This is a genomic window from Nostoc sp., from assembly GCF_036917135.1.
Lineage (GTDB): Bacteria > Cyanobacteriota > Cyanobacteriia > Cyanobacteriales > Nostocaceae > Nostoc.
On the sequence record NZ_JBALEA010000049.1, the window covers coordinates 51,504 to 76,357 of the forward strand.

25 protein-coding genes are annotated in these 24,854 nt (G+C 42.6%); 13 read left to right on the forward strand and 12 right to left on the reverse strand.

Annotated features, from left to right (window positions below; translation table 11 throughout):
- Position 1: 1 nt before the first annotated feature.
- Positions 2-742, reverse strand: coding sequence for a dienelactone hydrolase family protein (locus tag V7K50_RS14755; protein WP_334961169.1), 741 nt, complete (start codon positions 740-742; stop codon positions 2-4).
- A gap of 289 nt (positions 743-1,031) precedes the next feature.
- Between V7K50_RS14755 and V7K50_RS14760 the strand changes: the two genes are divergently transcribed.
- Positions 1,032-2,015, forward strand: a complete 984-nt coding sequence (locus V7K50_RS14760) for a GntR family transcriptional regulator (protein WP_334804642.1) — start codon at positions 1,032-1,034, stop codon at positions 2,013-2,015.
- A gap of 569 nt (positions 2,016-2,584) precedes the next feature.
- Here V7K50_RS14760 and V7K50_RS14765 read toward each other — a convergent pair.
- The 3 genes from V7K50_RS14765 to clpP all read right to left on the reverse strand — a co-directional run bounded on the left by V7K50_RS14765 (position 2,585) and on the right by clpP (position 5,578).
- Entirely contained in the window at positions 2,585-3,505 is a 921-nt protein-coding gene (locus tag V7K50_RS14765) for an alpha/beta fold hydrolase (RefSeq protein ID WP_334961171.1), read from the reverse strand.
- Between the two features lie 90 nt (positions 3,506-3,595).
- A complete protein-coding gene (clpX, locus tag V7K50_RS14770) occupies positions 3,596-4,936 on the reverse strand; it encodes an ATP-dependent protease ATP-binding subunit ClpX (protein ID WP_292849512.1) in 1,341 nt (446 codons plus the stop codon).
- 9 nt (positions 4,937-4,945) lie between these two features.
- Complete coding sequence (gene clpP / locus V7K50_RS14775; protein WP_334764975.1) at positions 4,946-5,578, reverse strand: ATP-dependent Clp endopeptidase proteolytic subunit ClpP; 633 nt, start codon at positions 5,576-5,578, stop codon at positions 4,946-4,948.
- Between clpP and V7K50_RS14780 the strand changes: the two genes are divergently transcribed.
- The gene (locus tag V7K50_RS14780; RefSeq protein ID WP_334961208.1) at positions 5,508-5,723 is read left to right on the forward strand and encodes a hypothetical protein; all 216 of its coding nucleotides are present in this window, start codon (positions 5,508-5,510) and stop codon (positions 5,721-5,723) included. The two genes, clpP and V7K50_RS14780, sit on opposite strands and share 71 nt — an antisense overlap.
- A gap of 342 nt (positions 5,724-6,065) precedes the next feature.
- Here the strand turns inward: V7K50_RS14780 and tig are convergent, their stop codons facing one another.
- Positions 6,066-7,505 carry a trigger factor gene (gene tig, locus V7K50_RS14785; protein WP_334961173.1) on the reverse strand — a complete coding sequence of 480 codons (1,440 nt, stop codon included), beginning with the start codon at positions 7,503-7,505 and terminating at the stop codon, positions 6,066-6,068.
- A gap of 164 nt (positions 7,506-7,669) precedes the next feature.
- The gene (locus V7K50_RS14790) at positions 7,670-7,819 is read right to left on the reverse strand and encodes a hypothetical protein (RefSeq protein WP_334961175.1); all 150 of its coding nucleotides are present in this window, start codon (positions 7,817-7,819) and stop codon (positions 7,670-7,672) included.
- Positions 7,820-8,423: 604 nt separating this feature from the next.
- Between V7K50_RS14790 and V7K50_RS14795 the strand changes: the two genes are divergently transcribed.
- The 5 genes from V7K50_RS14795 (at position 8,424) to V7K50_RS14815 (ending at position 13,718) form a co-directional block, all read left to right on the forward strand.
- Positions 8,424-9,467, forward strand: a complete 1,044-nt coding sequence (locus V7K50_RS14795; protein WP_334961177.1) for an aspartate-semialdehyde dehydrogenase — start codon at positions 8,424-8,426, stop codon at positions 9,465-9,467.
- Positions 9,468-9,600: 133 nt separating this feature from the next.
- Entirely contained in the window at positions 9,601-10,485 is an 885-nt protein-coding gene (dapA, locus tag V7K50_RS14800; RefSeq protein WP_334961179.1) for a 4-hydroxy-tetrahydrodipicolinate synthase, read from the forward strand.
- Between the two features lie 279 nt (positions 10,486-10,764).
- Positions 10,765-12,534: a ribonuclease J gene (locus tag V7K50_RS14805; RefSeq protein ID WP_334961181.1), complete on the forward strand. Its 1,770-nt coding sequence runs from the start codon at positions 10,765-10,767 to the stop codon at positions 12,532-12,534.
- Between the two features lie 230 nt (positions 12,535-12,764).
- Complete coding sequence (locus V7K50_RS14810; RefSeq protein ID WP_334961183.1) at positions 12,765-12,911, forward strand: hypothetical protein; 147 nt, start codon at positions 12,765-12,767, stop codon at positions 12,909-12,911.
- Between the two features lie 429 nt (positions 12,912-13,340).
- Complete coding sequence (locus V7K50_RS14815; protein ID WP_334961185.1) at positions 13,341-13,718, forward strand: Mo-dependent nitrogenase C-terminal domain-containing protein; 378 nt, start codon at positions 13,341-13,343, stop codon at positions 13,716-13,718.
- Between the two features lie 110 nt (positions 13,719-13,828).
- Here the strand turns inward: V7K50_RS14815 and V7K50_RS14820 are convergent, their stop codons facing one another.
- Positions 13,829-15,670, reverse strand: coding sequence for a caspase family protein (locus tag V7K50_RS14820; protein ID WP_334961187.1), 1,842 nt, complete (start codon positions 15,668-15,670; stop codon positions 13,829-13,831).
- Positions 15,671-15,870: 200 nt separating this feature from the next.
- Between V7K50_RS14820 and V7K50_RS14825 the strand changes: the two genes are divergently transcribed.
- The 3 genes from V7K50_RS14825 (at position 15,871) to V7K50_RS14835 (ending at position 17,645) form a co-directional block, all read left to right on the forward strand.
- Positions 15,871-16,362, forward strand: a complete 492-nt coding sequence (locus tag V7K50_RS14825) for a hypothetical protein (RefSeq protein WP_334961189.1) — start codon at positions 15,871-15,873, stop codon at positions 16,360-16,362.
- 196 nt (positions 16,363-16,558) lie between these two features.
- Positions 16,559-16,732: a 50S ribosomal protein L32 gene (gene rpmF / locus V7K50_RS14830; RefSeq protein ID WP_012407602.1), complete on the forward strand. Its 174-nt coding sequence runs from the start codon at positions 16,559-16,561 to the stop codon at positions 16,730-16,732.
- 307 nt (positions 16,733-17,039) lie between these two features.
- Complete coding sequence (locus V7K50_RS14835; protein ID WP_334961190.1) at positions 17,040-17,645, forward strand: sulfite oxidase-like oxidoreductase; 606 nt, start codon at positions 17,040-17,042, stop codon at positions 17,643-17,645.
- Positions 17,646-17,700: 55 nt separating this feature from the next.
- Here the strand turns inward: V7K50_RS14835 and V7K50_RS14840 are convergent, their stop codons facing one another.
- From V7K50_RS14840 to V7K50_RS14850, 3 genes are all read right to left on the reverse strand, one after another.
- Entirely contained in the window at positions 17,701-19,083 is a 1,383-nt protein-coding gene (locus V7K50_RS14840) for an aldehyde dehydrogenase (RefSeq protein WP_334961192.1), read from the reverse strand.
- Between the two features lie 55 nt (positions 19,084-19,138).
- Complete coding sequence (locus V7K50_RS14845) at positions 19,139-20,326, reverse strand: NAD(P)/FAD-dependent oxidoreductase (RefSeq protein ID WP_334961194.1); 1,188 nt, start codon at positions 20,324-20,326, stop codon at positions 19,139-19,141.
- Positions 20,327-20,396: 70 nt separating this feature from the next.
- On the reverse strand, positions 20,397-21,290 hold the full coding sequence (locus V7K50_RS14850; RefSeq protein WP_334961196.1) for an isopenicillin N synthase family dioxygenase: 894 nt from the start codon (positions 21,288-21,290) through the stop codon (positions 20,397-20,399).
- Positions 21,291-21,342: 52 nt separating this feature from the next.
- On the opposite strand from V7K50_RS14850, the gene V7K50_RS14855 reads away from it, so the two are divergent.
- The 3 genes from V7K50_RS14855 to V7K50_RS14865 all read left to right on the forward strand — a co-directional run bounded on the left by V7K50_RS14855 (position 21,343) and on the right by V7K50_RS14865 (position 23,058).
- A complete protein-coding gene (locus tag V7K50_RS14855; protein WP_334961198.1) occupies positions 21,343-21,852 on the forward strand; it encodes a GNAT family N-acetyltransferase in 510 nt (169 codons plus the stop codon).
- Positions 21,849-22,358, forward strand: a complete 510-nt coding sequence (locus tag V7K50_RS14860) for a GNAT family N-acetyltransferase (RefSeq protein ID WP_334961200.1) — start codon at positions 21,849-21,851, stop codon at positions 22,356-22,358. Before V7K50_RS14855 ends, V7K50_RS14860 begins: the two co-directional genes overlap by 4 nt.
- A 70-nt stretch (positions 22,359-22,428) precedes the next feature.
- Positions 22,429-23,058, forward strand: coding sequence for a Uma2 family endonuclease (locus V7K50_RS14865; protein WP_334961202.1), 630 nt, complete (start codon positions 22,429-22,431; stop codon positions 23,056-23,058).
- A 29-nt stretch (positions 23,059-23,087) separates the two neighbouring features.
- On the opposite strand, the gene V7K50_RS14870 is transcribed toward V7K50_RS14865, so the two are convergent.
- Together V7K50_RS14870 and V7K50_RS14875 are read right to left on the reverse strand one after the other, a co-directional pair.
- Complete coding sequence (locus V7K50_RS14870) at positions 23,088-24,509, reverse strand: AtzE family amidohydrolase (RefSeq protein ID WP_334961204.1); 1,422 nt, start codon at positions 24,507-24,509, stop codon at positions 23,088-23,090.
- Positions 24,506-24,694 carry a DUF4089 domain-containing protein gene (locus V7K50_RS14875; protein WP_334961205.1) on the reverse strand — a complete coding sequence of 63 codons (189 nt, stop codon included), beginning with the start codon at positions 24,692-24,694 and terminating at the stop codon, positions 24,506-24,508. The genes V7K50_RS14870 and V7K50_RS14875 overlap by 4 nt, the downstream gene beginning before the upstream one ends.
- Between the last annotated feature and the right edge of the window lie 160 nt (positions 24,695-24,854).

Sequence of the window (24,854 nt, forward strand, 5' to 3'; positions counted from 1 at the left end):
TTCAGTTCAGTTTACTAAAGAGTTGTTTCACTTGCTCCCAAGCATCAGCCGCAGCTTTAGGATTATAACTGCCACGATGGTCACAGAAAAATCCGTGATCAGCTCCATCGTAGCGAAACACACGATGAGGAATTTTATATTTTTCTAACTCTGCTTCAATCTCATCTAGTTGTTCCCTTGGGATGCTAGCATCTTCTATACCAAAGAAGGCATAGAGAGTACCTGTTATTTCTCTGGTACGGGTGACAGTAGGAGCGCCACCTCCCGGTGTGCGGGTAGTAACTCCAGCACCATAGAAGGAAGCCGTAGCTTTAATGTCTGGTAAGGTGGCTGCAAGATATGCAACGTGACCACCAAAGCAGAAGCCAATACAGCCAAAACCATCTTTTTTCACTTGAGGCAGATTTTTGAGGTAGTCAATTGCTAATTGAACATCGCTCAATAACTCTGAGGCTTGAGTTTGCATGGCGTAGTTTCTGCCCGTTTCAATATCTTCGGGTGTGTATCCGGTTTCAAAGCCAGGAGCAATCCGTTGAAAAAGTGCCGGTGCGATCGCTACATACCCAAGTTTGGCAATCCGTTCTGTAACCTCCCGAATGTGAACGTTGATACCAAAAATCTCTTGCAATACTACAATTCCTGGGTAAGAGCCAGATTCTTTTGGCTGGGCTACATAAGCAGACACTTGAATATTATCTTTCAAAAGATTAACCGTCGTGGTAATTATTGCTTGCTCTGTCATAATAATTTTTACCAGTGCTGTGTGATTAACGGTGTGTTTATTTGATATAACTATGCCAGTATGTCCAGGTTTTTCCAATTAAATTATCAATTACCAATAATGAGCGCATTAAAAACTTGTATCAGAACAACTTTATATGTAAATAACATATTCAATATGTAGCAAATGCATCTCGACACCAAAATAGTGCTGAGTAGGCAAGCAACACTTAATACTCCCCACTTCCAACTACTTCGGCTTCGCTCAGTACAAGTCCCCACTCCCCGCTCAGTATTCAGGAGGTTTGCTGATGATTCAATTCCGTATTCAGCCAGACAGCGAAATTCCCGCATCAACCCAGCTGTTTAATCAAATCCGGTTTGCGATCGCTTCCCGACAATATCCCCCTGCTTACAAATTGCCAAGCACACGGGCGCTGGCAATGCAAACGGGATTACACCGTAATACCATTAGCAAAGTTTACCGTCAACTGGAAGAAGACGGATTTGTTGAAAGTATGGCTGGTTCGGGAATTTATGTTCGTCCCCAAGGTCATGAGGGCGGTAGCAGGTTGCAATCACCAATTCTCAAACAAAATCCTGATACATATCAAGTTGTCCAAAAAGCACTTGACGATCTGCTCACCCAAGGATGTTCACTGAATCAAGCCAGAGAGCTATTTTTAGCAGAAATTGACTGGCGCTTGCGTTGTAGTGCGCGGGTACTGGTTGCAGTTCCATCTTATGACATGGGTGCTGGGGAGTTGATGGTGTATGAATTAGAACGATCGCTAAAAATCCCAGTCCAGTTGGTAGCAATGGAAGAATTAACAGCTGTGCTGGATAAAACTACCTCTGCCACAGTAGTCACCAGTCGGTATTTTATCAGTAATGTGGAAGCGATCGCAGCTCCCAAAGCTGCACGGGTAATTCCTTTAGATATCTACGACTACAGCAAAGAACTCAGTCTCTTGAAAACCCTACCAAAAGAAAACTGTGTTGGGATAGTTAGCCTCAGTTCGGGGATTGCACGAGCTGCAGAAGTCATCCTCCACGGCTTGCGGGGGGATGAACTACTGGTAATGACTTCACAACCAAAAGATGCCTATAAACTTCAGGCAATGGTTAAACGAGCTGAGGTAATCATCAGCGATCAAGCCAGTTTTGCGGCAGTGCAAGCAGCCGTACAAGCAGCCGATGAAGATATTATTCGTCCACCAAAGCTGATTAAGGTTGAAAATTATATCGGCACTAACTCGATTAACTTGCTAAAACGAGAACTGGGTTTAAGTTAATCTAAAAATGGTAAATAAGTTTGTAGTAAGGACTTTAGTCCTTGTTTTAAGCACAAAGCGTGCTTAAAACGTACCAGGCAAAGTTGCTCAAGATTATAAAGAACAACTGGTTTATGGATTACTAGTTTTGTAATAGTTCTAACGCTCTTTTTTGGCTTTTTTTGAACGCAATTCGTTGCTCAAGCTCAATTCTCCCCACCTAAAATACAAACACCCGATTGTGTTGCAGATGGACTGACTCTGGGTGTTATCGGCTACAGGTTAGTTGGTAATACATTTTACTATGTTCGACGATTAGCAACTGTACTTGATGCTTCTATAGATGACTTTGGTGTGAATGGAGGTGGAGATGCATTAGAATTCTTTTGTCTCACCGATAATCCTCAAACAAGCTTAGGTAAGAGTGCCGTTTGTTTATCTTGAGAGAATTGTCCCTGGAGATAAATACTGTAACTAGCATTTCACCTCGACCTTTTCAAAGCTGCAATGACATTTTTCGATATGACTAAAAAACAATTCTTTGCGTGAGGCTAATTCATATTTTTAATGAGCAACACCCAAAAAATAAGTTAACTCCCTTGGGGTTCTGGTATGGAAATTTGCAAAAACTCTTGTACCCGTTGCAGATAAGTTGGTACATCTTCCAACATCGGGAAATGCGCTGTGTTAGGAATCATCACAAATTCCACTTTGTCACTCAATGATGCTGCTTGACGACCCATCTCGGCTGGAATAATCTTGTCATACTCCCCCGCTACGAGTAGAGTCGGCACTGTCAGCTTGGCAAACTCAAACGGCATCAATTCAGCTTGAGCCTTACTGACTGAAGTAAAAATTGTCCCTAAAGCTGCATCATAATCTGCTTCGAGAAAATCTTGTAAAAAAGCTTGACGCTCAGAATGTGGTATGGAACTATATAAAAATCTGGCCATAAACATCCGGTCAACAAATGGGATTTTGCTTAACCATTTGGGACGGAATTTCACTACATAGCCACCAAATTTATGAAAGGCACTAAAAGATTTTTCGTCGTACTCAAAAATGCCGCTACAAGTTAAAATTCCTCGTTCAACTCGTTGGGGATAGCGGTTAAAAAATAAAGTGGCAACAGAAGCACCCATTGAGTGAGCATGGATATAAACACGCTGAATATGTAACCCATCTAGCAAAGCTGCCAAATCATCAGCGTATTCCTCTAACTCATAGGTTAACTCTGTGATTGCCTCTAATTCTTCCTGTGAGGACTCAGATTCAGCAACAGCTTCACTTGCTTGGGCGATGGTTGGCTTCCCACGTGAACGACCAAATCCCCGCAAATCGTAGAGTAAACAATCAAATTGCTCTGATAAAGCATCAGCAGTATTTTGCCAATATCTAGCCGAACCAGCCCAACCGTGCATGAAGACCATCACTGGTTTTACCAAAGAACCAGATGATTTCTTCACCCATTCGTAGTAATGCTCAACGCCACGAACATTAATATAAGGCATTTGTCCTTTGTCCTTTGTCAGTTGTCATTAGTCCCTGGTATATGGTTATTATTCCTTAGTTTTTGACCAATGACTAATGACCAATGACTATTATGCTGATTCTGGCTTCGGTAGTGAAGATGGATGTATTATCAGTTCAGCAGTCGATCGCTTCTCGACCATTTCCCTTGTAACTGTACAGCGTGTCACATCCTTACGGGATGGTAACTCATACATTACATCCAACATCAATTCTTCGACAATACCACGTAATGCTCTCGCACCAGTTTTACGGCGGTAAGCTTCCTGAGCGATCGCTCGCAAAGCATCTGCTTTAAAATCTAACTGGACATTATCCATCTTCAGCAGCTTTTGGTACTGCTTCACTAGGGCGCTACGTGGTTGAGTCAGAATCGCCATTAGCGCTTCTTCATCTAGCGGATCTACTACTGCTACCATTGGCATCCGCCCAATAAATTCGGGAATCAGGCCAAATTTTACTAAATCATCCGGTTCTAGATGACGGAGAGTGTCTGCTGCTCGTTTCTCCTTCGATTGACCTTCTCCCGGTTGCACAAAGCCTATTGCTTTTTTGCCAACTCTCTGATCTACAATCTTGTCTAAGCCTACGAAGGCACCACCACAGACGAACAAAATATTACTTGTATCAATTTGGATGCAGTCTTGATAGGGATGCTTCCGCCCTCCTTGAGGTGGTACATTAGCGATCGTTCCCTCTAACATTTTCAGCAAGGCTTGCTGCACGCCTTCGCCAGAAACATCGCGGGTAATTGACGTGTTCTCGCTCTTACGAGCAATTTTGTCAATTTCGTCAATGTAAATAATTCCCCGTTGCGCTTCCTCTATATCCAAATCTGCCACCTGCAACAGTCGCAGCAAGATATTTTCCACATCTTCTCCCACATACCCCGCTTCCGTCAGCGTTGTCGCATCGGCGACGGCAAAGGGCACATCCAGGATTTTCGCTAGGGTTTGGGCTAAGAGAGTTTTGCCGCAACCAGTCGGGCCAATTAATAAAATGTTGGACTTTTGCAGTTCTATGGCATCGTCCGCCCCAGGCTTGCCACTGGCTTTAGACTGAATCACCGCCAGCCGCTTGTAGTGATTGTAAACAGCGACTGACAGCACTTTCTTCGCTTCGTCTTGACCAATAACGTGTTCGTCTAGATATTTTTTAATCTCTCTTGGCTTGGGTATTTGATTAAACGAAATACTAGCAGAGTGGGTACGCCGTTTTTCAGGTGGTTCTGCTCTCGGTGCTGGTTGTGCTGCCGCACCACTGGTATCGAGTAACTCCTCGTCTAGTATTTCATTACACAAGTCAACGCATTCATCGCAGATGTAGACTCCCGGCCCCGCGATTAACTTACGCACCTGCTCTTGAGACTTGCCACAAAATGAACATTTTAAATGGGAGTCGTACTTAACCATACCAGCCTCTTATTTCAGAATGGTGACGTTTTCCCCTGCTACGGGAAGATTTTGCCTGGAAATTACCTGATCAATCAAACCGTAGTTTTTTGCCTCTTCAGCCGACATAAAAAAGTCACGCTCAGTATCAGCTTCAAGTCTTTCTAAGGGTTGACCAGTATGGTGAGCCATTAACTGATTCAACTTAGCCTTAACATAAAGAATTTCTCTGGCTTGAATTTCAATGTCGATGGCTTGACCTTGAGCGCCACCAAGTGGTTGGTGAATCATAATCCGGGAGTCGGGCAGAGACATTCGCTTACCGGCAGCCCCTGCTGTCAACAAAAATGCCCCCATGCTCGCGGCTAATCCAAAACAGATGGTAACAACATCAGGGCGAATTTGCTGTATTGTATCATAGATTGCCATCCCTGCGTAGACCGAGCCACCAGGAGAATTAACATACAGTTGGATGTCTTTTTCTGAGTCTTCGGCGTCTAGGAATAACAACTGAGCCACAATTGAGTTGGCTACGGCATCATCTATTGGCGTTCCTAAAAAGATAATCCGCTCTCGCAGCAGGCGGGAGTAGATGTCGAAAGCCCTTTCTCCCATACCAGATTGTTCTATCACCATCGGCACGATGTTGCTAGGGCTGCTCAACTGGGAGTTAATGTTTATTCGACTTAAGTTGCTGATTGGGGAATTTCCCGACTGCGATTCAAGCATACAAGCTTTATTTGACGATAATTTAGGACAAATGTTTCAGCAACGGATGCTGCCTTTTCAAGGAATGGAATTTGTATAAGCTACGTATTAACCATTATGCCTCATATAATTTCCTCTCGTGTAACACAGTATCAAGCTCAGGCGATAACGTGTGTCACTATTTGCCGAAAATTCATTAATTCTTTAATTATTTGTCATTGGGCATTGGGCATTGGGCACTTGTACTGAGCGACTTGCCTTGAGCGTTCGCGTAGCGTCTCGTAGAGAAGTCGAAAGGAGTCGAAGTATTGGGTATTGGGCATTGGGTATTAGGGATTGGTTATTTATCCCCTTGCTCCCTGCTCCCTGCTCTCCCTTACCTTACCCATTTCACCAGTACTTTAACTCAGAACTGGTGAATTCATGGCTGTGGGATTTTTTATTATCCTTCTGTAACTTCTGTAGAAGTTTCGCTGTTTCCTTCCTCAGTTTGAGGTGCATCAGCATCAACATCAACTTCTGCGTCTTCCGTTTCCTCTGCGGTACTCAAGGAACCTTCCGGTACAAGTTCAACTGATGAGTGTTCTAAGAGCCAATCGATGATTTTTTCGGTTAACAGTTCGTTTTCCACGATTGACCGCAGTTTATCTTCATCAACGTCTTGTTCCTCTGGGTACTCTTGCAAAAGTTCTGTGACTCTGGCTGCGATTTCTTCTGGTGTTACCTCGATAGATTCGCGTTTGCCGATTTCCCGCAAGGATAAGGAGCGGGTGATGCGTTCAATGGCTTCAGTACGCGATCGCTCCCGCAATTGCGGAATAATATCTTGAGTAAACAACTTTCTCACATCCAATCCTTGCTGAGACAGCCGCATTGCTGTTTGAGTTAGCATTGCGTCCACTTCTTGCTCAATCAAGGTTGCTGGTAAGTCAACTTCTACATGCTTGAGTAGTTCCGTTAACAAGGCTTCTTGCTTATTTGTTTTTGTTTTGTCGTCCGCCTCTTTTTGATATCGCTCTACCAAAGAAGCGCGTAACTCCTCTAAGGTTTCAAAATCGCTGATTTCCTGGGCGAAATCATCATTTATTTCTGGTAGTTCCTTTTCTTTGATTTCTTTGAGCGTCACGGTGAAAGTTGCCGCTTTTCCAGCTAATTCTTCATTAGCATAAGGATCTGGGAACTGTGCCGCAATTTCTTTGGTTTCTTCAGGATTCATCCCCACTATTCCCGAAATAAAGCCGGGAATAAACTTATCTTCCTGCAACTCAACTTGAAAATCAGTTGCTTCGGCTCCCGGAATCGGTTCTAGTTCGGCTGTTTCGTCCTCGCCCTCAACTCTGGCGAATGAACCTTTAAAATCGACTACGGCAATATCGCCGATTTGGGCTGCACGTCCTTCCACCGGAATCAATGTCGCCAATTCTTGTCGTTCTTTATCCAGAGTGTTTTCTACTCGCTCTGGATCAAACTTGACTTCTTCAGCCTTAGCTTGCAAATCAGTGTACTGCACTAAATTCACTTCTGGTTCTACATCGACAGCAGCCGAAATCGTCAGAGGTTTTCCCGGTTCATAATTCTTAATCAAATCCTCAAAAGAGGAGCGCAGTTGCGGCTGACCGATTGCTGGGATAGATTCTTGTTTGACTGCTTTCTCAATGCCATCTTGAATTAGTTCTTCCAGCGCTGCTGCCTTGATTCGAGTTGTACCCAGCCGTTGTAGTAATATCGGGCGAGGCACCTTGCCTTTACGAAACCCAGGAATATTGGCAGTACTTGCTAAGTTTTTAATGACCTGTTCGTAAGTTTGCTTGGTAATTTCCGGCGTAATCTCTATTTCCAGGCCAATTTGGCTGGCGGGAAGTTTTTCCTGGGTGACTTTCATGCTTCGTCTCTAGTTTTCTGGTATTTTATACTCCGAGTACACACAAGACGCAATAAAATAATTGTTTGCGTTTATGGCTTGATGTCTCTTAGGGGAAATGGGAGTTTGCCAAAAGGTCTGATGACATCCTTGGATGGATGCTTGTCCTGGGGCAAAGATCCAGTTTACTGCCAATTACCAAGGAGTTGACATTTTACCTTCATAACAATTTGGCTAATGGGGCATTGGGCATTGGGCACTTGTACTGAGCGAACGCGAACAGCGTCTCGTAGAGAAGCCGTTGGCGCAGCCTCTCGTAGAGAAGTATTGGGCATTGGGCATCTTCCCCTGCTCCCTCATTATTCCTTCACTCCCCACTCCCCTCTCACTCTTAGGAATTAATTATTCACTGGGCTAATGCCGTGATATCCTGGTTCTCAACGAGTGGTTAGTACCCCCAAGTTAAAGTTATAGTATTGAGTCTAGCTATTATTAAGTTATGGTACAGGAGCGTATTTTTTACCTAACCGCGTCACTAGGTTCTATATTTTGGTGGTTTTGTGGATTTCGATCTTAGTATATTGATCATCTTGGTAAACAACTTTGTAGCCAAGACGCTTCTTGCTTTATAGGTGAGATGCCTGTTAAACGTCTAAGTGCAGATATCTTCATTTTTCTGCTAAATGCCAATTTGTTGTATAATAATACATAGTTAAAATCGATTAAATAAATAGATGTCCATTATTGTAAAATGCAACATCACTTAACTTATTAAAGAACCAAGTGAATAAATGCATTAAATATATAAAAACAGAGTAAATTAGAGAAAAATCTAAAGCTATTCAAAATCTACTTCACAACTGCGATCGCTACTTAACTATATAAATTATTAATTGTTCCAAGAAATTGCAGATAAGTGTCTTAAAGGAGGAAGCAAGTTTGTCGAAATCCTATCGTTTAGCTATTTTGGGAGCAACTGGTGCAGTTGGCACAGAGTTGCTGGAATTGTTAGAAAGTCGTAATTTCCCGATTGCTGACTTGAAGTTATTGGCATCGGAGCGGAGTGTCGGGCGATCGCTACGGTTTAAAGGGGAAAATATACCAATAGAGCCAGTTAGCGATCGCGCCTTTGAAAATGTCGATATAGTACTGGCTAGTGCAGGTGGTTCCACATCCAAAACTTGGGCAGCAATTGCCGTCGAAAAGGGCGCAGTGGTAATTGACAATTCCAGTGCCTTTCGGATGAACCCGGAAGTTCCCTTAGTAGTGCCAGAGGTGAATCCCCAAGCCGCAGCAAATCACCAAGGCATTATTGCTAACCCCAACTGCACAACGATTTTAATGGCTGTGGCAGTCTGGCCATTGCATAAAGTTAAACCAGTACAACGGATTGTCGCTGCAACCTACCAATCTGCTAGTGGTGCGGGTGCTAGGGCAATGGCAGAAGTCAAAACCCAAACAAGCGCTATACTACAAGGACAGCCGCCGGTTGCCGAAATATTGCCTTACCCATTGGCATTTAATTTATTCCCCCATAACTCCCCATTAAACGATTTGGGTTATTGTGAGGAAGAAATGAAAATGGTCAACGAAACCCGAAAAATATTTGGCACGCAGCAAATCAGAATCACTGCGACCTGTATACGGGTTCCCGTACTCCGCGCCCACTCAGAAGCCATTAATTTAGAATTTGAGACTCCCTTTAGTGCAGAGGAAGCCAGAAAAATTTTAAATTCCTCCCCTGGAGTGAAATTGGTCGAAGATTGGGAAACTAATCATTTCCCGATGCCAATTGAAGCAACAGGTAAAGATGAAGTTTTAGTGGGTAGAATTCGTCAGGATATTTCTCATCCCTGTGGGTTGGAATTATGGTTATGTGGCGACCAAATCCGCAAAGGCGCAGCATTAAATGCAGTACAGATAGCCGAGTTGTTGGTAGAGAAAAATCTACTAAAACCTTCTAAAGCTTACGTTTCAAGCTAGTCATTAGTTAAAATAAAGGACTAATGGAAAAGAGCAAATGTGCAAATCACTGTTGAAAGCAGTTTGCAAATAGGTTATTACAATAGAGAACCACCAAGATATAAAAACATGGGTAATCAGGAGTGAAAAAAGGGTGGGAGATTTTGGCAATGTTTTAACCGCGATGATTACGCCATTTAAAGCAGATGGTAGTGTCAACTATGATGTAGCGGCAGAACTGGCGGCACATCTAGCTAACAACGGTACAGATACATTGGTAATGTGTGGCACAACAGGAGAATCGCCAACGCTAAGTTGGGATGAGGAATACCAGTTGTTTGTCGAGGTATTGCAGTCTGTAGCCGGAAAAGCCAAGGTAATCGCGGGTTGTGGATCAAATTCCACCAAAGAAGCGATCGCAGCCACCGAAAAAGCGTCTAAGATAGGAGTACATGGTTCCTTACAAGTTGTTCCTTATTACAACAAACCGCCACAAGCGGGATTGGAAGCGCACTTTAAGGCGATAGCACAAGCCTGTCCCGACTTACCGTTGTTGTTATATAATGTCCCAGGTCGTACCGGACAAAATCTTCAGCCAGAAACAGTTGCCCGGTTAGCTGAGGTTAGCAATATTGTCGGGATTAAAGAATCCACTGGTAGTATAGATCAGGCAAGCGAAATTCGTCGCTTGACACCAAAAGAATTCCACATCTATTCTGGTGATGATTACATGACTTTGCCCTTGTTAGCGATCGGGGCAAAGGGTGTGGTAAGTGTGGCTTCTCATCTGGTAGGAAACCAACTACAGCAGATGATTCAAGCTTTTAGTGCCGGTAAAATTGAGGTAGCCAGCGACATTAATCTGCAACTCTTCCCGTTGTTTAAAGCTCTATTTCTCACTTCAAATCCCATTCCAGTGAAAAAAGCACTGAAACTTCAAGGTTGGGAGGTTGGTTCAACTCGTCCGCCGCTATGTGAAGCTGATTTAGAAGTCAGTCAAAAGTTAGAAGCGGTTCTGAAAGAACTTAGTTTGATCTAGCCACTAACTAGTTAAGGGCTGATAATCTGCTTCTTATTAAAGATACATATAAACAATGATCATAATTGTTCATAAGTTGCAATTTAAAAACCTGTGCTAGGACTGATAGACATACTATGAATCCTTGAATGTACAGTCGATTTTATTGAATAAAAAATTGAAATCTTCAATTAAAACTTGATTGCTTTCAGACTAACTTAAGAGACAGATGATGTTGTCTTAAATACAAGTTCGTTAACTATCAACTTAATTAACCACAAGTAACAATCTCAGGAGAAAATGGCTAAAAACGAAGCTAACAATTCCGCCTTGAAAATTATTCCTTTGGGCGGTTTGCATGAAATTGGGAAAAATACCTGTCTTTTTGAGTATGACGATGAAATTATCCTGTTAGATGCAGGATTGGCTTTTCCCACAGAGGCGATGCATGGAGTAAATATTGTTTTACCAGATACTACCTATCTGCGGGAAAATCGCCACAAAATTAAAGGGATGATCGTTACTCACGGTCATGAAGACCATATCGGCGGGATTGCTTTTCATCTCAAGCAATTTGATATCCCGGTGATTTATGGGCCGAGACTAGCAATGGCAATGCTAGAGGGTAAATTAGAAGAAGCAGGAGTCCGCGATCGCACCGAAATTAGAACAGTTTTACCACGTGATGTAGTGCGGATTGGCAAAAACTTTTTAGTTGAATATATCCGTAATACTCACTCCATCGCTGATAGTTTCACCGTTGCCATTCATACTCCCCTTGGTGTAGTTATTCACACAGGGGATTTTAAAATTGACCATACCCCAGTGGATGGTGAAAAGTTTGATTTGCAACGGTTAGCAGAACATGGTGAAAAAGGCGTTCTTTGTTTGCTAAGTGATTCTACTAACGCCGAGATACCAGGATTTACACCTTCAGAACGTTCAGTTTATCCCAATCTTGAGAGAGTATTTAGTCAAGCCACTGGGCGATTATTTGTCACTACCTTTGCTTCTAGCGTCCATCGCATCAACATGATTTTGGATATCGCCAAGAAGCAGAATCGTGTAGTGACGGTTGTAGGGCGTTCCATGCTGAATTTGATTGCTCATGCCCGCAATTTAGGTTACATCAAGTGTGAAGATAATCTGCTGCAACCATTGCACGCAGTCCGCAATCTCCCTGACGAAAAAGTTTTAGTCTTAACTACAGGTTCTCAGGGTGAAATGATGGCAGCAATGACCCGCATTGCTAACAAAGAACATCCTCACATTAAAATCCGCGAAGGAGATACGGTAGTATTCTCTGCTAACCCAATTCCCGGAAATACCATTGCTGTAGTCAACACCATCGATAAGTTGATGATTCAGGGAGCCAAAGTAGTCTACGGTCGGGATAAAGGAATTCACGTTTCTGGTCACGGCTGTCAGGAAGAACAAAAGCTGATGATTGCCTTAACTCGACCCAAATTCTTTGTGCCATTTCACGGTGAACATCGGATGCTAGTGAAGCACGCAGAAACGGCTCAGAGTATGGGCATTCCTAGAGAAAACATGATTATTATCCAGAATGGTGATGTTGTCGAACTGACTGAAGATGCTATTCGCGTCGCTGGTAAAGTGCCATCTGGTATCGAATTGGTGGATACGACTAGTTCGGGTATGGTAAGTGCCAAAGTGCTGCAAGAACGGCAACGCATGGCTTCAGAAGGCATCATTACGATCGCAGCTGCCATTGATTGGAATGGTAAACTGTTGGCAAAACCAGAAATTCACCTACGCGGTGTAGTTACAAGTGTAGAGCGATCGCTGTTACAAACTTGGGTAAAACAACGCATTGAAGAAATCCTCACTGTGCGCTGGTCAGAATTTGCTCCTGGCGGTGAAGCAGCAGATGTAGACTGGGGTGGATTGCAAGGTACTTTAGAACGAGAATTACAACGTTCCATCCGTCGGGAATTGCAATGTCAGCCATCTGTGACTTTGTTGATGCAAATTCCTGATGAGCCACCTGTAAAAGTTGCTGATGGCAGAAGACGTCGGACTCGGACTGCTGCTCAGGTAGCATCGTAGGGCAAGATAACAATTTAACAAAGAAGCGCAAAGACGCAGAGTTTTTCTGAACGTCTTTGCGCTTCTTGTTTATATGCAATAGACTCTGACCTCTCTCCTAAAAGGAGAGAGGCTTTGAATGTTACTCCCCAACGCTCGTAGGGAAGGGGCTGGGGGTTAGGTCTGTATTGGACTTAACCCAGAAGCGTTACAGTCTCTTATCATGTGTAAAGAAACCGAGGGGTTTGTATTTGCCTATAGTTCTAGGAGGCGATCGCTTCAAGCAACTCCAACCAATATCTCCTCATTTTTCTCGGCTGCTGAAAGATACAAATCTCTCCATCGCTCTAAGTGGTCAAGACACCACCCTAAGTTTTGTGAAATGCAATCGATGCTAATCGCTCAAAAATCAGTGCTTCTACGGCATTTAGCCAGCGATGAACAGGACATACTTACGTGGGGAAGTGGGAACACGGAAAGGAAAAATGCCTTCTAGGATATTACTGATGTTTATACTTAGCAAAAATACTTTCAGAAAGACCTTATATTAAGTTGTGTAAATGTTACACTAAAACCTATCCAATGACGGATGTCTTTACTAAAATTTAAACTGTGTCAAGTTATGAACAAGATCGTAATATTACACTACCGATCCCCAGAAATATGCGATTAACTTGACGTAGTAATAAATTAGGTTCTGACTTAAGTGGCTAATCAGGTATTACCTTATATCGCAGTCAGAACGCGATTTTTCCGGGAAAGTTCGTTGCCACGTTGTATATATTCATCACAAAGGTGAATAGCCTCAATAACACAGAGGGTTAACCATGAAGGTATTCGACAATACCACCAAAAAGATTTTTCTGGCAAGCTGGGTATCAATCAATCAAACAGAGACTACTGACCATAAAGCAACCCAGCTTAACTATTCTCCTTCCAAGCCTGGCTGGGATATTCTCCAACCCTTACGGCAGCGAGTAGAAAACATTCAAGTCCGCGATCGCCAACTAGCTCACCGTTTGTGCAAATTTATTCCATCTCAGTGCCCCTTTGAGCGCGATGTCAAATTATTTGGGAAGACCTTGTTTCACATTCCGCCGATGTGCAAGCTCAACCCCTTATATGAAGAAGTGGTTGGTTTACGTTTCCGAGCGTTGTGCTATCTAGCCGACGACTGTGGCGAAGATGTATCGCAGTACTGCTAATACTGAGATATGAACGCTGAGGAAAAAGTTAGGAGTCAGGAGTAAAAGGTCGGGGATCAATAATATAACTCCTAATTCCTAACTCCTAACCATTTTTTATTATTTTTTTACTATTTCTTTTGCCATTTTTGGATGGCATCCTGAGCATCTTCGTAAGCGCCTGTTCCCTCTGGCACTAAAGCCGCGCTCGCAATTGCGGCATTACGTTCTCCTTCGGCGGCGCGACGCTTTGCCAGGTCTAATATTTTCTCACTCCATTTATTAATCGATTTTTGGGCAGCATCAAAGCCTGGTTGACCTGCTGGTACTTTCTTGGCAACTTCAATCGCCCGATTGTAGGTAGATGCCTGTTCAGATTTAATCAAGGCATTTGCTGCATCTAAAAGAGTTTTGTTACTCACATACTGCTTGCTCTCTAGCCGCCACAGGTTAATTGCTGCTTGTGCTTTGGCGGATGAGGCTTCATCTTTGGTGATTAATCGAGCCGCAGCAATAGCGCTAGCATACTGTCTTTGTTTAGCACGACCCTCTGCTAAATCTAAAATCATCTGGCTCCAAATCTTAATATTCTCCTGAGCTTGTTCATACAGTGGTTCACCAGGTTTAATTTTACCGGCTGTAGCGATCGCCATGCTCAAATCGCTCGCCTGAGTTTGTCTGAGCGACATTTTCGCCAGGTCTAATACTGCTTGATTCCGCTTTTTTGACTCGGAATTAGAGACTATTTGGGCGCTCGATTGGTTGTTAACTCTAACTGGTGGAGTGGGATCGCTTGGTAAATTATTGATAGTCTGGCGATCGCTAACAGTAGCATTGGGCGATGTGCTTGATATTTGCTTAATTCTAAAAGTTTCTTGATTACGGAGAAAAACTACGGCGATTAAACCTGCTACCAGCAAGCTGCCTCCGCCCCACAAAATAAACTGTTTCCATAAAGGGATGCTTGGTTGATTTGCTGGCAATCGAGAGACGTAACCTTTAGAGGAATTGGGGATAAACCTCGCACTGGTGTTCACTCCCAAGGAAGTTTCCGGCATAGGCTGGGAAACTAAACCAGCAGAAGACTCCTGGACTTTTTGACCCTTAGACTTCTCCACCTTGTAAGCTTTGCCCCGATCTGCTGAAGTTTTAGAATAATCGTCCAGGGGAGGAGCTGCAAGGGCAACAGCAAAGGATTCTTCGGGATAAATCACCGGTTCTGCTTGAAAGTCACCTTCCATTGCCAATTCTGGCAAAATTACTTGCTGCCTTGATGGGATGATAATGGCAGGGTTTTGGACAGGACGCCAGTGGTGGTGACATAATTTTGGCATGATCAGGCTTAGGTAGCTTTCTAAATCTGATAAGTTGCTACCATTACCTGAACGCAAAGCTTCTAACAAAGCTGCTGTAAAGAATCCGTGACCTAGTTCGCTACTTTCATGGGAAAATTGCTCTGGTTGGCAAGAAAGAATTGTCGCAAGTTGTAGTTCTTGGGCTAGTTCTATTGTTTCTTCACCAACAGGAGCATCCGCTTGAGTGCCAAAAGCACGGTTGATATCGAGTAGTAGCAATACATTTAGGTCAGCAAGTTGCAAACTTTGCATTAGCGATCGCAATTCTATGCCAGTCTCTTCCACGAGTTCGGGGTTGCCCTCTGCTGGCATTAAGTAATCTTTGCCCTTGTAGTTGACTCCATAGCCGCTAAAGAATAACCACAGATAGTCTTCCGGTTGCCAACTTGTCGCGGCGAAATCCTCAAGTAGCAGCAAAATATTCTCTTTCGTTGGGTAAGTTGACTTATCCCCAATGGGCGGCGAAGTATCTGTCATGACTAGACAGTGCTTGGGGACAAAACCTGCCTCTGTCACCAAAAAATCTTCTAGTGCCTCAGCATCTGCTTGGGCACAACTTAAAGGTTGAAATAACTGATATTGATTGATGCCAATCGCGATCGCCCAGTAATTTGCCATCCCGCTCTTTGTCAGTTATTGTTTACTCGTCTTAAAATTGCGGTTGGCTTTGCCAAAAAAACAAAGCTAACCTATGTCTTATAGTCTAGGTTATTCTGATTGAATCTTAAGTTAGAATGTACTTTTTATTACGTTATTTTACCGGAAAATACCTTTTACCTAATTTCAATAACAGATCATCATTAAGGAGATAGAAGGTCATGAGCAAGATTTCTGCTCACCTACCATCATCGATCACTCCCTTTTCAGTTATTAGCCAAATTGCCAGAAGAATCCGGATAATTCCTTTAGTAGTTTTGCTTATATCTACTGTTCCTGCGTGGTTTTTGATGGAAGCGATCACACCTGAGGTTGTGCGAGCTTACACCGCTAGAGTTGATCTAGCTATTGACCGCCTGCCGGAAGAAAACTATGAAACGGTTCTCCGAAGAGCGGAAGCAGCCGCTAGAGCAGCTGCTCAAAGGAGTTTCGACCAAGATATCTTGGTGACAGATGTTTCAATCATTGTGTCCGTACAAAAGGATGGAGCGATCGCACCAGTTCTGGCATTAGATGTGAGTCGTCCCCAATGGCGATCGCGCCCGGATGCTCAAAATTGGGCTACTTACTTCAAAACAGCGCGATCGCTACTTTTCTTTGAAAATAACTCTAATACAGTTCCAGCAGCTAGCGGTGTGTCAACCAAAAAATGACGGGTTTAGCCAGACACAGAGAGAAGTTTGAGCGAAGAAAGCCTTGGCTCAAACTTTTTCTAAAAGAGATACAAAGTCCCCGTGTCCATAGGTCAGTCTTAACCAAACTTACTTAATTCCTGACTCAACTGTTGTCCTTCGCGTCATTGGATGGCCTAGAATAAGAAGGTTGTCAAGAATCGCGATATCTGCTGACATGGCTGTTCCTAAGAAGAAAACTTCAAAATCAAAACGAGATAAGCGTCGAGCTACTTGGAGGCATAAAGCCGTCGTCGAAGCTCAAAAAGCCCTGTCTCTGGGGAAATCAATTTTGACTGGACGTTCTACATTTGTTTATCCAACTGCTGAAGAAGAAGAAGAAGAATCATAATTTCCCAGTCAGGAAAAGCATGAACAGCACCGATAGACTTGATTGCTAAAGTCATCAATCAAACTTCTTACCACTGAATAAACGCTTTTTCTTCGCTTTCCTGATTGCATTATGAATCATAAATACTCTACACCAGCTCATTAGATCGAAAAAAATTGGTAGTGAGTAATTGGGAATATCCATTACCCATTACCTATCATTCATGAGTAATGATCAAATAATCATATAAGAGTCAAACATTTGGTGCTGCTGACAACTCAGCAAAAAAGCTTGTAAATATCTTGAGAAAACTTATTTTTCTCTAACTATGCTAGGAAAATTTTTTCAAAAACCAGGCAAGGAAGAGAGCGAACGCGTCCCTCCTGGTCAACACTTAGCTAAAGGTTTTCCCGTATTAACTTACGGTGAAACTCCCCAAGTCAGCGCTGAAGAATGGGAATTTCGAGTTTGGGGTTTAGCAAAATCTGCTACCTTTAGTTGGTCAGACTTTATGGCGCTACCTCAACACGAATTCACGGCAGACTTTCACTGTGTAACGCGCTGGTCTAAACTCGATGTCAAATGGACTGGCATTAAAGTGACAGATTTTATGGGTCTGATTGAACTAGACCCCAAAGTAGCCCAGATTATGGAACACTGCTATGGCGGCTACACCACCAATATTTCTCTAGAAGATTTTCTGCGCGAAGAAAACTTCTTTGCCTTTAAAGTCTTTGGTGAAGACCTTCCAGCTGAACACGGTGGTCCGATGCGGCTAGTTGTTCCCCATCTCTACGCTTGGAAAAGTGCTAAGTGGATTAATGGGTTGGAATTTTTAGCTGCCGAAGAACTTGGTTTTTGGGAGCGTAATGGCTACCATCGCCGTGGTGAACCTTGGGCTGAAGAGCGTTACAGCAATGCTTTTGGGTTTTAATAATTAAAAGTTAGGAGTTAGGAGTTGAGAGTTAAAAATTCATAACTCATAACTTTTAACCCAGGAGCTTTTTGATTAGCGGCAATTTTCCCTGATATGGAGCGTATCGCCATTTTAAATCCAGCCAGAAGGAGTTTTGCAATACACTTTTGTTATGGGAAAAGGTGTCAAAACTAGCTTTGCCGTGATAGTTGCCAATACCGCTATCTCCCACTCCACCAAATGGTAAAGACGAGACACCAACCTGCATCACTGTGTCGTTAATACAAACTCCACCAGAGGAAGTTTCCTGCAAAACTCGCTTTTGCAGGTTTTTGTTTTGAGAAAATAAATATAACGCCAAGGGTTTGGGTCTAGAGTTAATCAAGGCGATCGCTTCGGCAATGTCAGTATATTCAATGATGGGTAAAATTGGCCCAAAAATTTCTTCCTGCATCACCGAATCTTCTAAAGAGACATGATCAATCACCGTGGGGGCGATATAACGCTCTGAAACTTGAGTTTTTCCACCAATGATAACTTTCCCATCTTTGAGAAAGTTAACCAATCGATCAAAGTGTTTTTCACTAATAATCCTGGCATAATCAGGACTGTTTACAGGATTATCGCCATAAAATTCTTTTAGGCATTTTTCCAGCCTATCTATTAAATCTTTTTTGATTTTTTTATTAACTAAAAGATAGTCAGGGGCGATACAAGTTTGTCCGGCATTAATAAATTTACCCCAAGTAACTCGTCTGACAGTATGCTCAAGATTAATGTCAGTATCTACGATACAAGGACTTTTGCCACCTAATTCTAAAGTAACTGGGGTGAGGTGTTTTGCGGCGGCTGCCATAATTATTTTGCCGACGGCTGTACCACCGGTAAAAAAGATATGGTCAAACTTTTCTGCAAGTAGTTTTTCACTTGCTTCCACGCCTCCTTCAACCACTGCAATATAGGCGGGGTCAAAATGTTTGGCGATAATTTCAGCGATGATGCGGGAGGTATGAGAAGCAATTTCTGAAGGTTTGATAATTGTACAATTACCAGCTGCGATCGCACCTACTAAAGGTGAGATAATTAACTGAAATGGATAGTTCCAAGGGCCAATAATTAAGACAACACCTAATGGTTCTGGATAAATTCTCGCTGAGTAGGAAAAAAAATCAAAGGAAACGGCTGCTTTTTTCGGCTTAGTCCAGTTTTGAAGATTTTTTATGGCGTAATCAATTTCCTTAATTACGCCGATTTCTGTAAGGTAAGTCTCCAATTCTGGTTTATGTAAATCCCCTTGTAATGCCTCGACTATTGACTGTTCATGCTCAATAATTACTTGCTTGAGATTTTTAAGTTGTTCAATGCGAAAAGTAATATCTTTAGTTTTACCAGTCTTAAAAAACTCTCGCTGAGTCTGGATAATATCGCCAACCTTAGATAAGTCAGTAGTAATCATTGTTTTCTCCTATCAAAAAGTATTTATTTAAAACTAATGCTGTTTTACCAAAACATTACCACTCTTCTTCTTTTCTTGAGGCTTTTCGGCATTGAGTGGATCGGTTACGAGATAGCTGGGTAATAATTTCATCTTCCTTCCCAGTTGCAAAATTAGCAAAGCGCTTTGCCAAAGGTGGTACAAGTACTAAGGGATTGCTAAACCCAGCAAAAATATGAACGCCATCGAATCCTGGGATAGCACCAATTAAAGTGAGTCCGTTGCTACTAAATGCCACCAAACAATGATACCAAGTCCCTGGTAAATTCTCCAAAGCTGGTAAAATTTGACCAACACTTCTTCGCAACCATTTTTCACTTACGCCTGAGTTTACCTTGGCATGAGGATCTGCGATCGCACGGCTAATTTGACCGATACGGATACTACCATCTGGAAACTGAATTGCACCCGCATCTAAAATCGGTGGTACTAACTCGTTACCCGCTTCATCCCACAATTCATCAACTTGAGTAGATTCAGCTTCTAGTTGAAGCCGTTGCACATTAGCCGGCATAACTAAGGTGCGTAACTGCACATCTACAGGTGGGGTTTCAATGATTTCTGCGTGGGTAAAATACAACTTGATGGTAATACCAGCAGATTTTAGAAGCTGGCGGCTGAGTCCACCTGCACAGATGACAACGTTAGCGCTATGGAAAGTTGCAGTTGTAGTTTTTACACCATCTTGCAGTACTTGCAATACTTGGGTAATCTGGATTTCACCACCAGCCCGCAGAAAGGCTTGGATGTAAGCAAGTGATGTTTTTTCTGGGTGAATATGACCATGTTTAGCAGTTAAAGCACCAGATATCCCCTCTCGATTTAGCTGCGGTTCTAACTCACAAGCTTCTTGGACACTGAGTAAACGGGGTGGAATGGCAAAATGATTATATGATGCAGCAGTTGCTTCTGGGTCGCTATGGGCAGAAATAGTCAGTAATAAATCTAATTCCCGAAATTGGATATCAGCGTCTAACTCTTGAGATAAAATATGGTAACGTGCGATCGCTTCTTCGCACAATAGACGAGTTACTGGCGTACTACCCGACCAATAAGAAAGCCCACCATAACTATAGCGAGTTGCATTCTGTGGTGTGCTATATTGCTCCAACAAAAGTACACAAAAGCCAGTTTTTACTAATTCATAAGCGAGTGCAGCACCCGTAATTCCGCCACCAACCACAATCCAGTCGTAGGTTTTCATATTTATCTTTCTTAATTACGAACTTGTACTGAGCTTGTCCTGAGCGTAGTCGAAGGGCGTAGCCGAGGTATTACGAATTACCATAAGTTGCTTGTAAACGACTTAAAAGGTATTCTCCCGCAAGGATAGGGGGATAAATAGGCGATTGTTCTTTCTGGCAACTTTCTAGACAAGCAATTTCTGTATGATCATTAGGATGACAGAAAAAAGCGATAGAATACCGGGACTGGTTTAACCGATTATCACTGGGAATCATCACTCGATGCTTGGTTGAGCAAAATACATGATTTGTCCACCGTTGCATTAAATCGCCAGTATTGACTATTACAGTATCAGGAATTGCAGGTGCGGCAATCCACTCTCCAGATGCTGTTTGTACTTCCAACCCCCCAACGTCATCTTGAAAAAGTAAGGTAATACTGCCATAATCAGAATGCTCCCCAGCACGGACTTGTCCGGGTTTCGGTGGTGTTTGTAATGGGGGATAGTGTAATAGTCGCAACGTATGATTTTGTTGATTATGTCTTATACTAAAAAAATCTTCTGGCAATTCCAACGCCAATGTATAAGCTTGTAATATCGTGTTGGCAAGTTCTGTGCAACTATCATAAAAGGCGACAATAGAAACATCTATCCCTACAGCCACTTGTTTGTTTACATTAAACGCCTCTTTCAAGTCGCCTAGTTTATTAGCATCAAGACGTTCTCTCTCAATTCCAACGTAACCCGTGTTACTAAATTCATCACTCCAAGCTCGCTTTTGCTTAACTTCTAAAGCTAAATTAAAGAAAGATTTGCTGTAAGAGAATATTTCTTTAATTAGGTTTTTTGATATTCCCGAATTCTGCAAGTAGAAGAAACCAATTTCATGACAAGCTTGGTAAATTTGTTTGATAACAACTTGCCGAGTTGCGGTGTTGCCATTGGTGAAAACAGTTAAATCAATTACTGGAATGATGACCATTTATATTTGTAAATGTGGGATTTTGTTTAATTATTTAGCGGAGGCATAAGCTTTGCTTAAAATCATTCAGATAGAAACTGACAAACATAAATCTCATATACAGGATGTGTTTTGGGAATATTTTAACGAGACTAAGTTGATATTCAACCATGAATTTGGCATCGATTTAGATGTTAATACATTCTTTGAGCAATATATGATTCAAATTAACGAATTTTTACCCCCTTCAGGACGGTTGCTTTTGGGACAATACGAGGCAAAAGTAGCTGGCTGTGCTTGCTTGCGAAAGATTGGTGAAGATGTGGGCGAAATTAAAAGGATGTATGTAAAACCAGAATTTCGCAGGAAAGGAATCGGTCGCTCTTTATTAGAAGCTATCATCAATGAAGCTGCCTACATTGGTTACTCAAAGATACGTTTAGACAGCGCCCCTTTTGCCAAAGAAGCACAGACACTTTATCGTGCGTTTGGCTTTCAAGATATCGAGCCGTATTTGGAAAAAATAGAGATTCCTCTAGAATATCGAGCAAGCTGGATTTTTATGGAATTAGTTTTAAAATGATCAATATTCGTTGTGAAACCCTGGCAGACTACACGGTAATAGCTGAGGTGAATACATTAGCCTTTGGGCAGGAAAACGAAGCTAAACTTGTGGAAGAAATTCGCCGTTCTGAGCGTTATATTTCAGAACTTTCTCTCGTTGCAGAGTTTGAAAATGTTGTAGTAGGTCAGATTTTATTCAGCTACATTGACATAGTGGGTGAAGAAACATTACAGGTACTCGGTTTAGCACCTTTAGCAGTTCATCCACAGTTTCAAAGACAAGGAATTGGTAGTGCATTAATAAAAGCAGGGTTAGAAATAGCAGAGGCTAAGAAAGAAGCCATAGTAATTGTACTAGGTCATCCCGAATTTTATACTCGCTTTGGCTTTCAGCCTTCTATTGTTTATGGAATCGAGTCTCCTTTTCCAGTACCAGAGGAATTCTTCATGGTTAAACTACTGCAAAGTTATCACCAAAGGTACAAGGGAAAAGTTGTTTATCCATCTACTTTTGATGGAGTATAACTCGTAGCCAATCATTGACAATCAAAAATCAGACTACAATAACCTTAAGCTTTCAACTTTCTTTCAAGCCATGTTTGCACTAGTCTCAACTGATAAAATTCAGCTACCAGCCGGAGCCGTTGTACGGTTGCTTGCAACCTGGCAAGATTATCAGGGTTTGTGTCAGCAGCGAGGCGACAATTCAATTCCTAGAATAAAATACCAATATGGAGAAGTCTTGCTCATGTCCCCGCTTCCCAAACATGGACGTGATGCCCATTTAATTGCCAATATCATCACAACCTTGCTAGATTATTTTGGATGTGAATACGATGCTTTTACTCCTGTCACTATGGAATTACCACAAGAAAGTGGCATCGAACCAGATTATTGTTTTTACATTGACAATTGGCAAGCTGTCTCTGGTAAAGAGCGAATTGACTGGAGTAACGATCCTCCTCCCGATCTAGTACTGGAAATTGATGTCACTAGCTATACGGATGTGAATGATTTTCTTCCTTATCAAGTGCCAGAAGTTTGGCTATACCGCAATAAACAACTGTATATTTATCAGTTGCAAGGACAATCATATCTAATACAGAATCACAGTAAATATTTTCCAAACATTAACCTCCAAGATATAATTTTCAGATGTTTTGAAGTTGCTTATGAGCGGAATACGAGTGCCGCAATTCGTGAACTTAAACAGCGCTTAAGTTGAATAGATATCACAGTGGATTATGCTTCTGGCTAATGTACCCTACTGATTAAATCCACTATGGGTGCTGAAACTACTCCCTTTGCCTCTAACGCAGCCGCAACCCGTAAAATTAACGCTTCATTATATGGTGCTGCTATCAATTGTACACCCAAAGGTAAGGCATTTTGACACTGAATTGGCACTGATAAAACTGGTAAACCAATGAAAGATAATGGTTGAGTAAATAGCCCCAAATGAGGGCGGACAAGAATTTCTTCGCCATCCAAAATCATAGTTTCTTGACCAATTAGTGGTGCAGAAATTGGTGTAGTTGGGGCAAGAATTACATCGACATTTTGAAAGATTTCCCGGACGCGATCGCAATACCATCTTCTAAACCGTTGTGCTTGCAGATACCAGCTACTTGGAATTAACGCCCCAGCCAAAAAGCGATCGCGTGTTGCTGGATCAAAATCTTCAGGACGACATCGCAACTTATCCAAATGCAGATTTGCACCCTCGCTAGCTGTAATCACAAACGCCGCAGCACGGGCGCGGTGTGCTTCTGGTATTATTACGTATTCAGTGACATTTAAAGCATCAGCTACCTTTTGCACTGCTGCTAAAGCTTCCGGTTGTGCGCCTTTGGTAAAATAATCAGCAGCGATGCCTTCGGCGGACTTCGTCAACGCAATTCTGATATCAGAAATATCTTGATGTAGAGATGTTACATGTAACGTCTCTACAGGCGGACGCTTTGTACAAATTGGATCGCCATCGTCTTCTCCTTGAAGCACATCAAACACCGTAGCAATATCCTGCACCGAACGCGCAAAAGATCCAATGTGGTCTAAACTGCTAGAAAATAAAGCTACCCCAGCACGAGACAACCTTCCATAAGTCGGCTTGAAACCAAAAACCCCACACAACGCCGCCGGAACACGAATCGAACCATTAGTATCAGAACCCAATGTCAACGGAACTAACCCAGCAGCAACCGCCGCCGCCGAACCACCCGATGAACCACCAGCAACTCGTTGTAAATCATGGGGGTTATGAGTAGCACCGTAATGGGAATTTTCCGTCACAAATCCATAAGCGTACTCATCCATATTCAAAGCGCCAACTAGCACCGCACCCGCTTGTTTCAGCTTTGCTACTGCTGTTGCATCTTGGCTTGCTGCTGGCTTTTCTGCATTGATTTTCGATCCCGCCAGAGTCGTTAAACCAGCGATATCGAAGAGATTTTTCACCGCAAAAGGCACACCAGCAAGGATTCCTGGATGATTACCTTGGGCAATTTCCCTGTCAATGCGGGCTGCATCTGTTAAAGCTGTTTCAGCCGTCACAGCCGTAAAACAGTTGAGTTGATTATCCCGTGCTGCGATTCGTGCTAACGCCGCCTGAGTAACTTCCACCGCGCTAACTTTACCTTCACGTACAGCCGCAGCGATTGATACAGCATCATTCATGGTTCAAAAACTGGTGCAACTTCAATATCCTCTGGTAGGGGAAAAGAATTTACCAGATTAGCGATCGCCATAATTCTCTCAAAATTTGCCACCACACCATCACGATACTCATCTCTTAACTCCAAATCCAACAAAAACGCCATTTGATCAACATACTCACCCACATTAAACCCTTCTCTTCTCATCTCTCCTCCTTTGCGTCCTTTGCGGTAGCCTGCTGCAAGCCGCTACGCGTCTACGTTATTCTAAACTTATAGAAACACTCGGTAAGCGTAAAACTCAGTCCCTTTAGGACTGAGATATAAGCGACTCGAGTGACTTAAGTCACTCGAGTTTCTTCTTTAA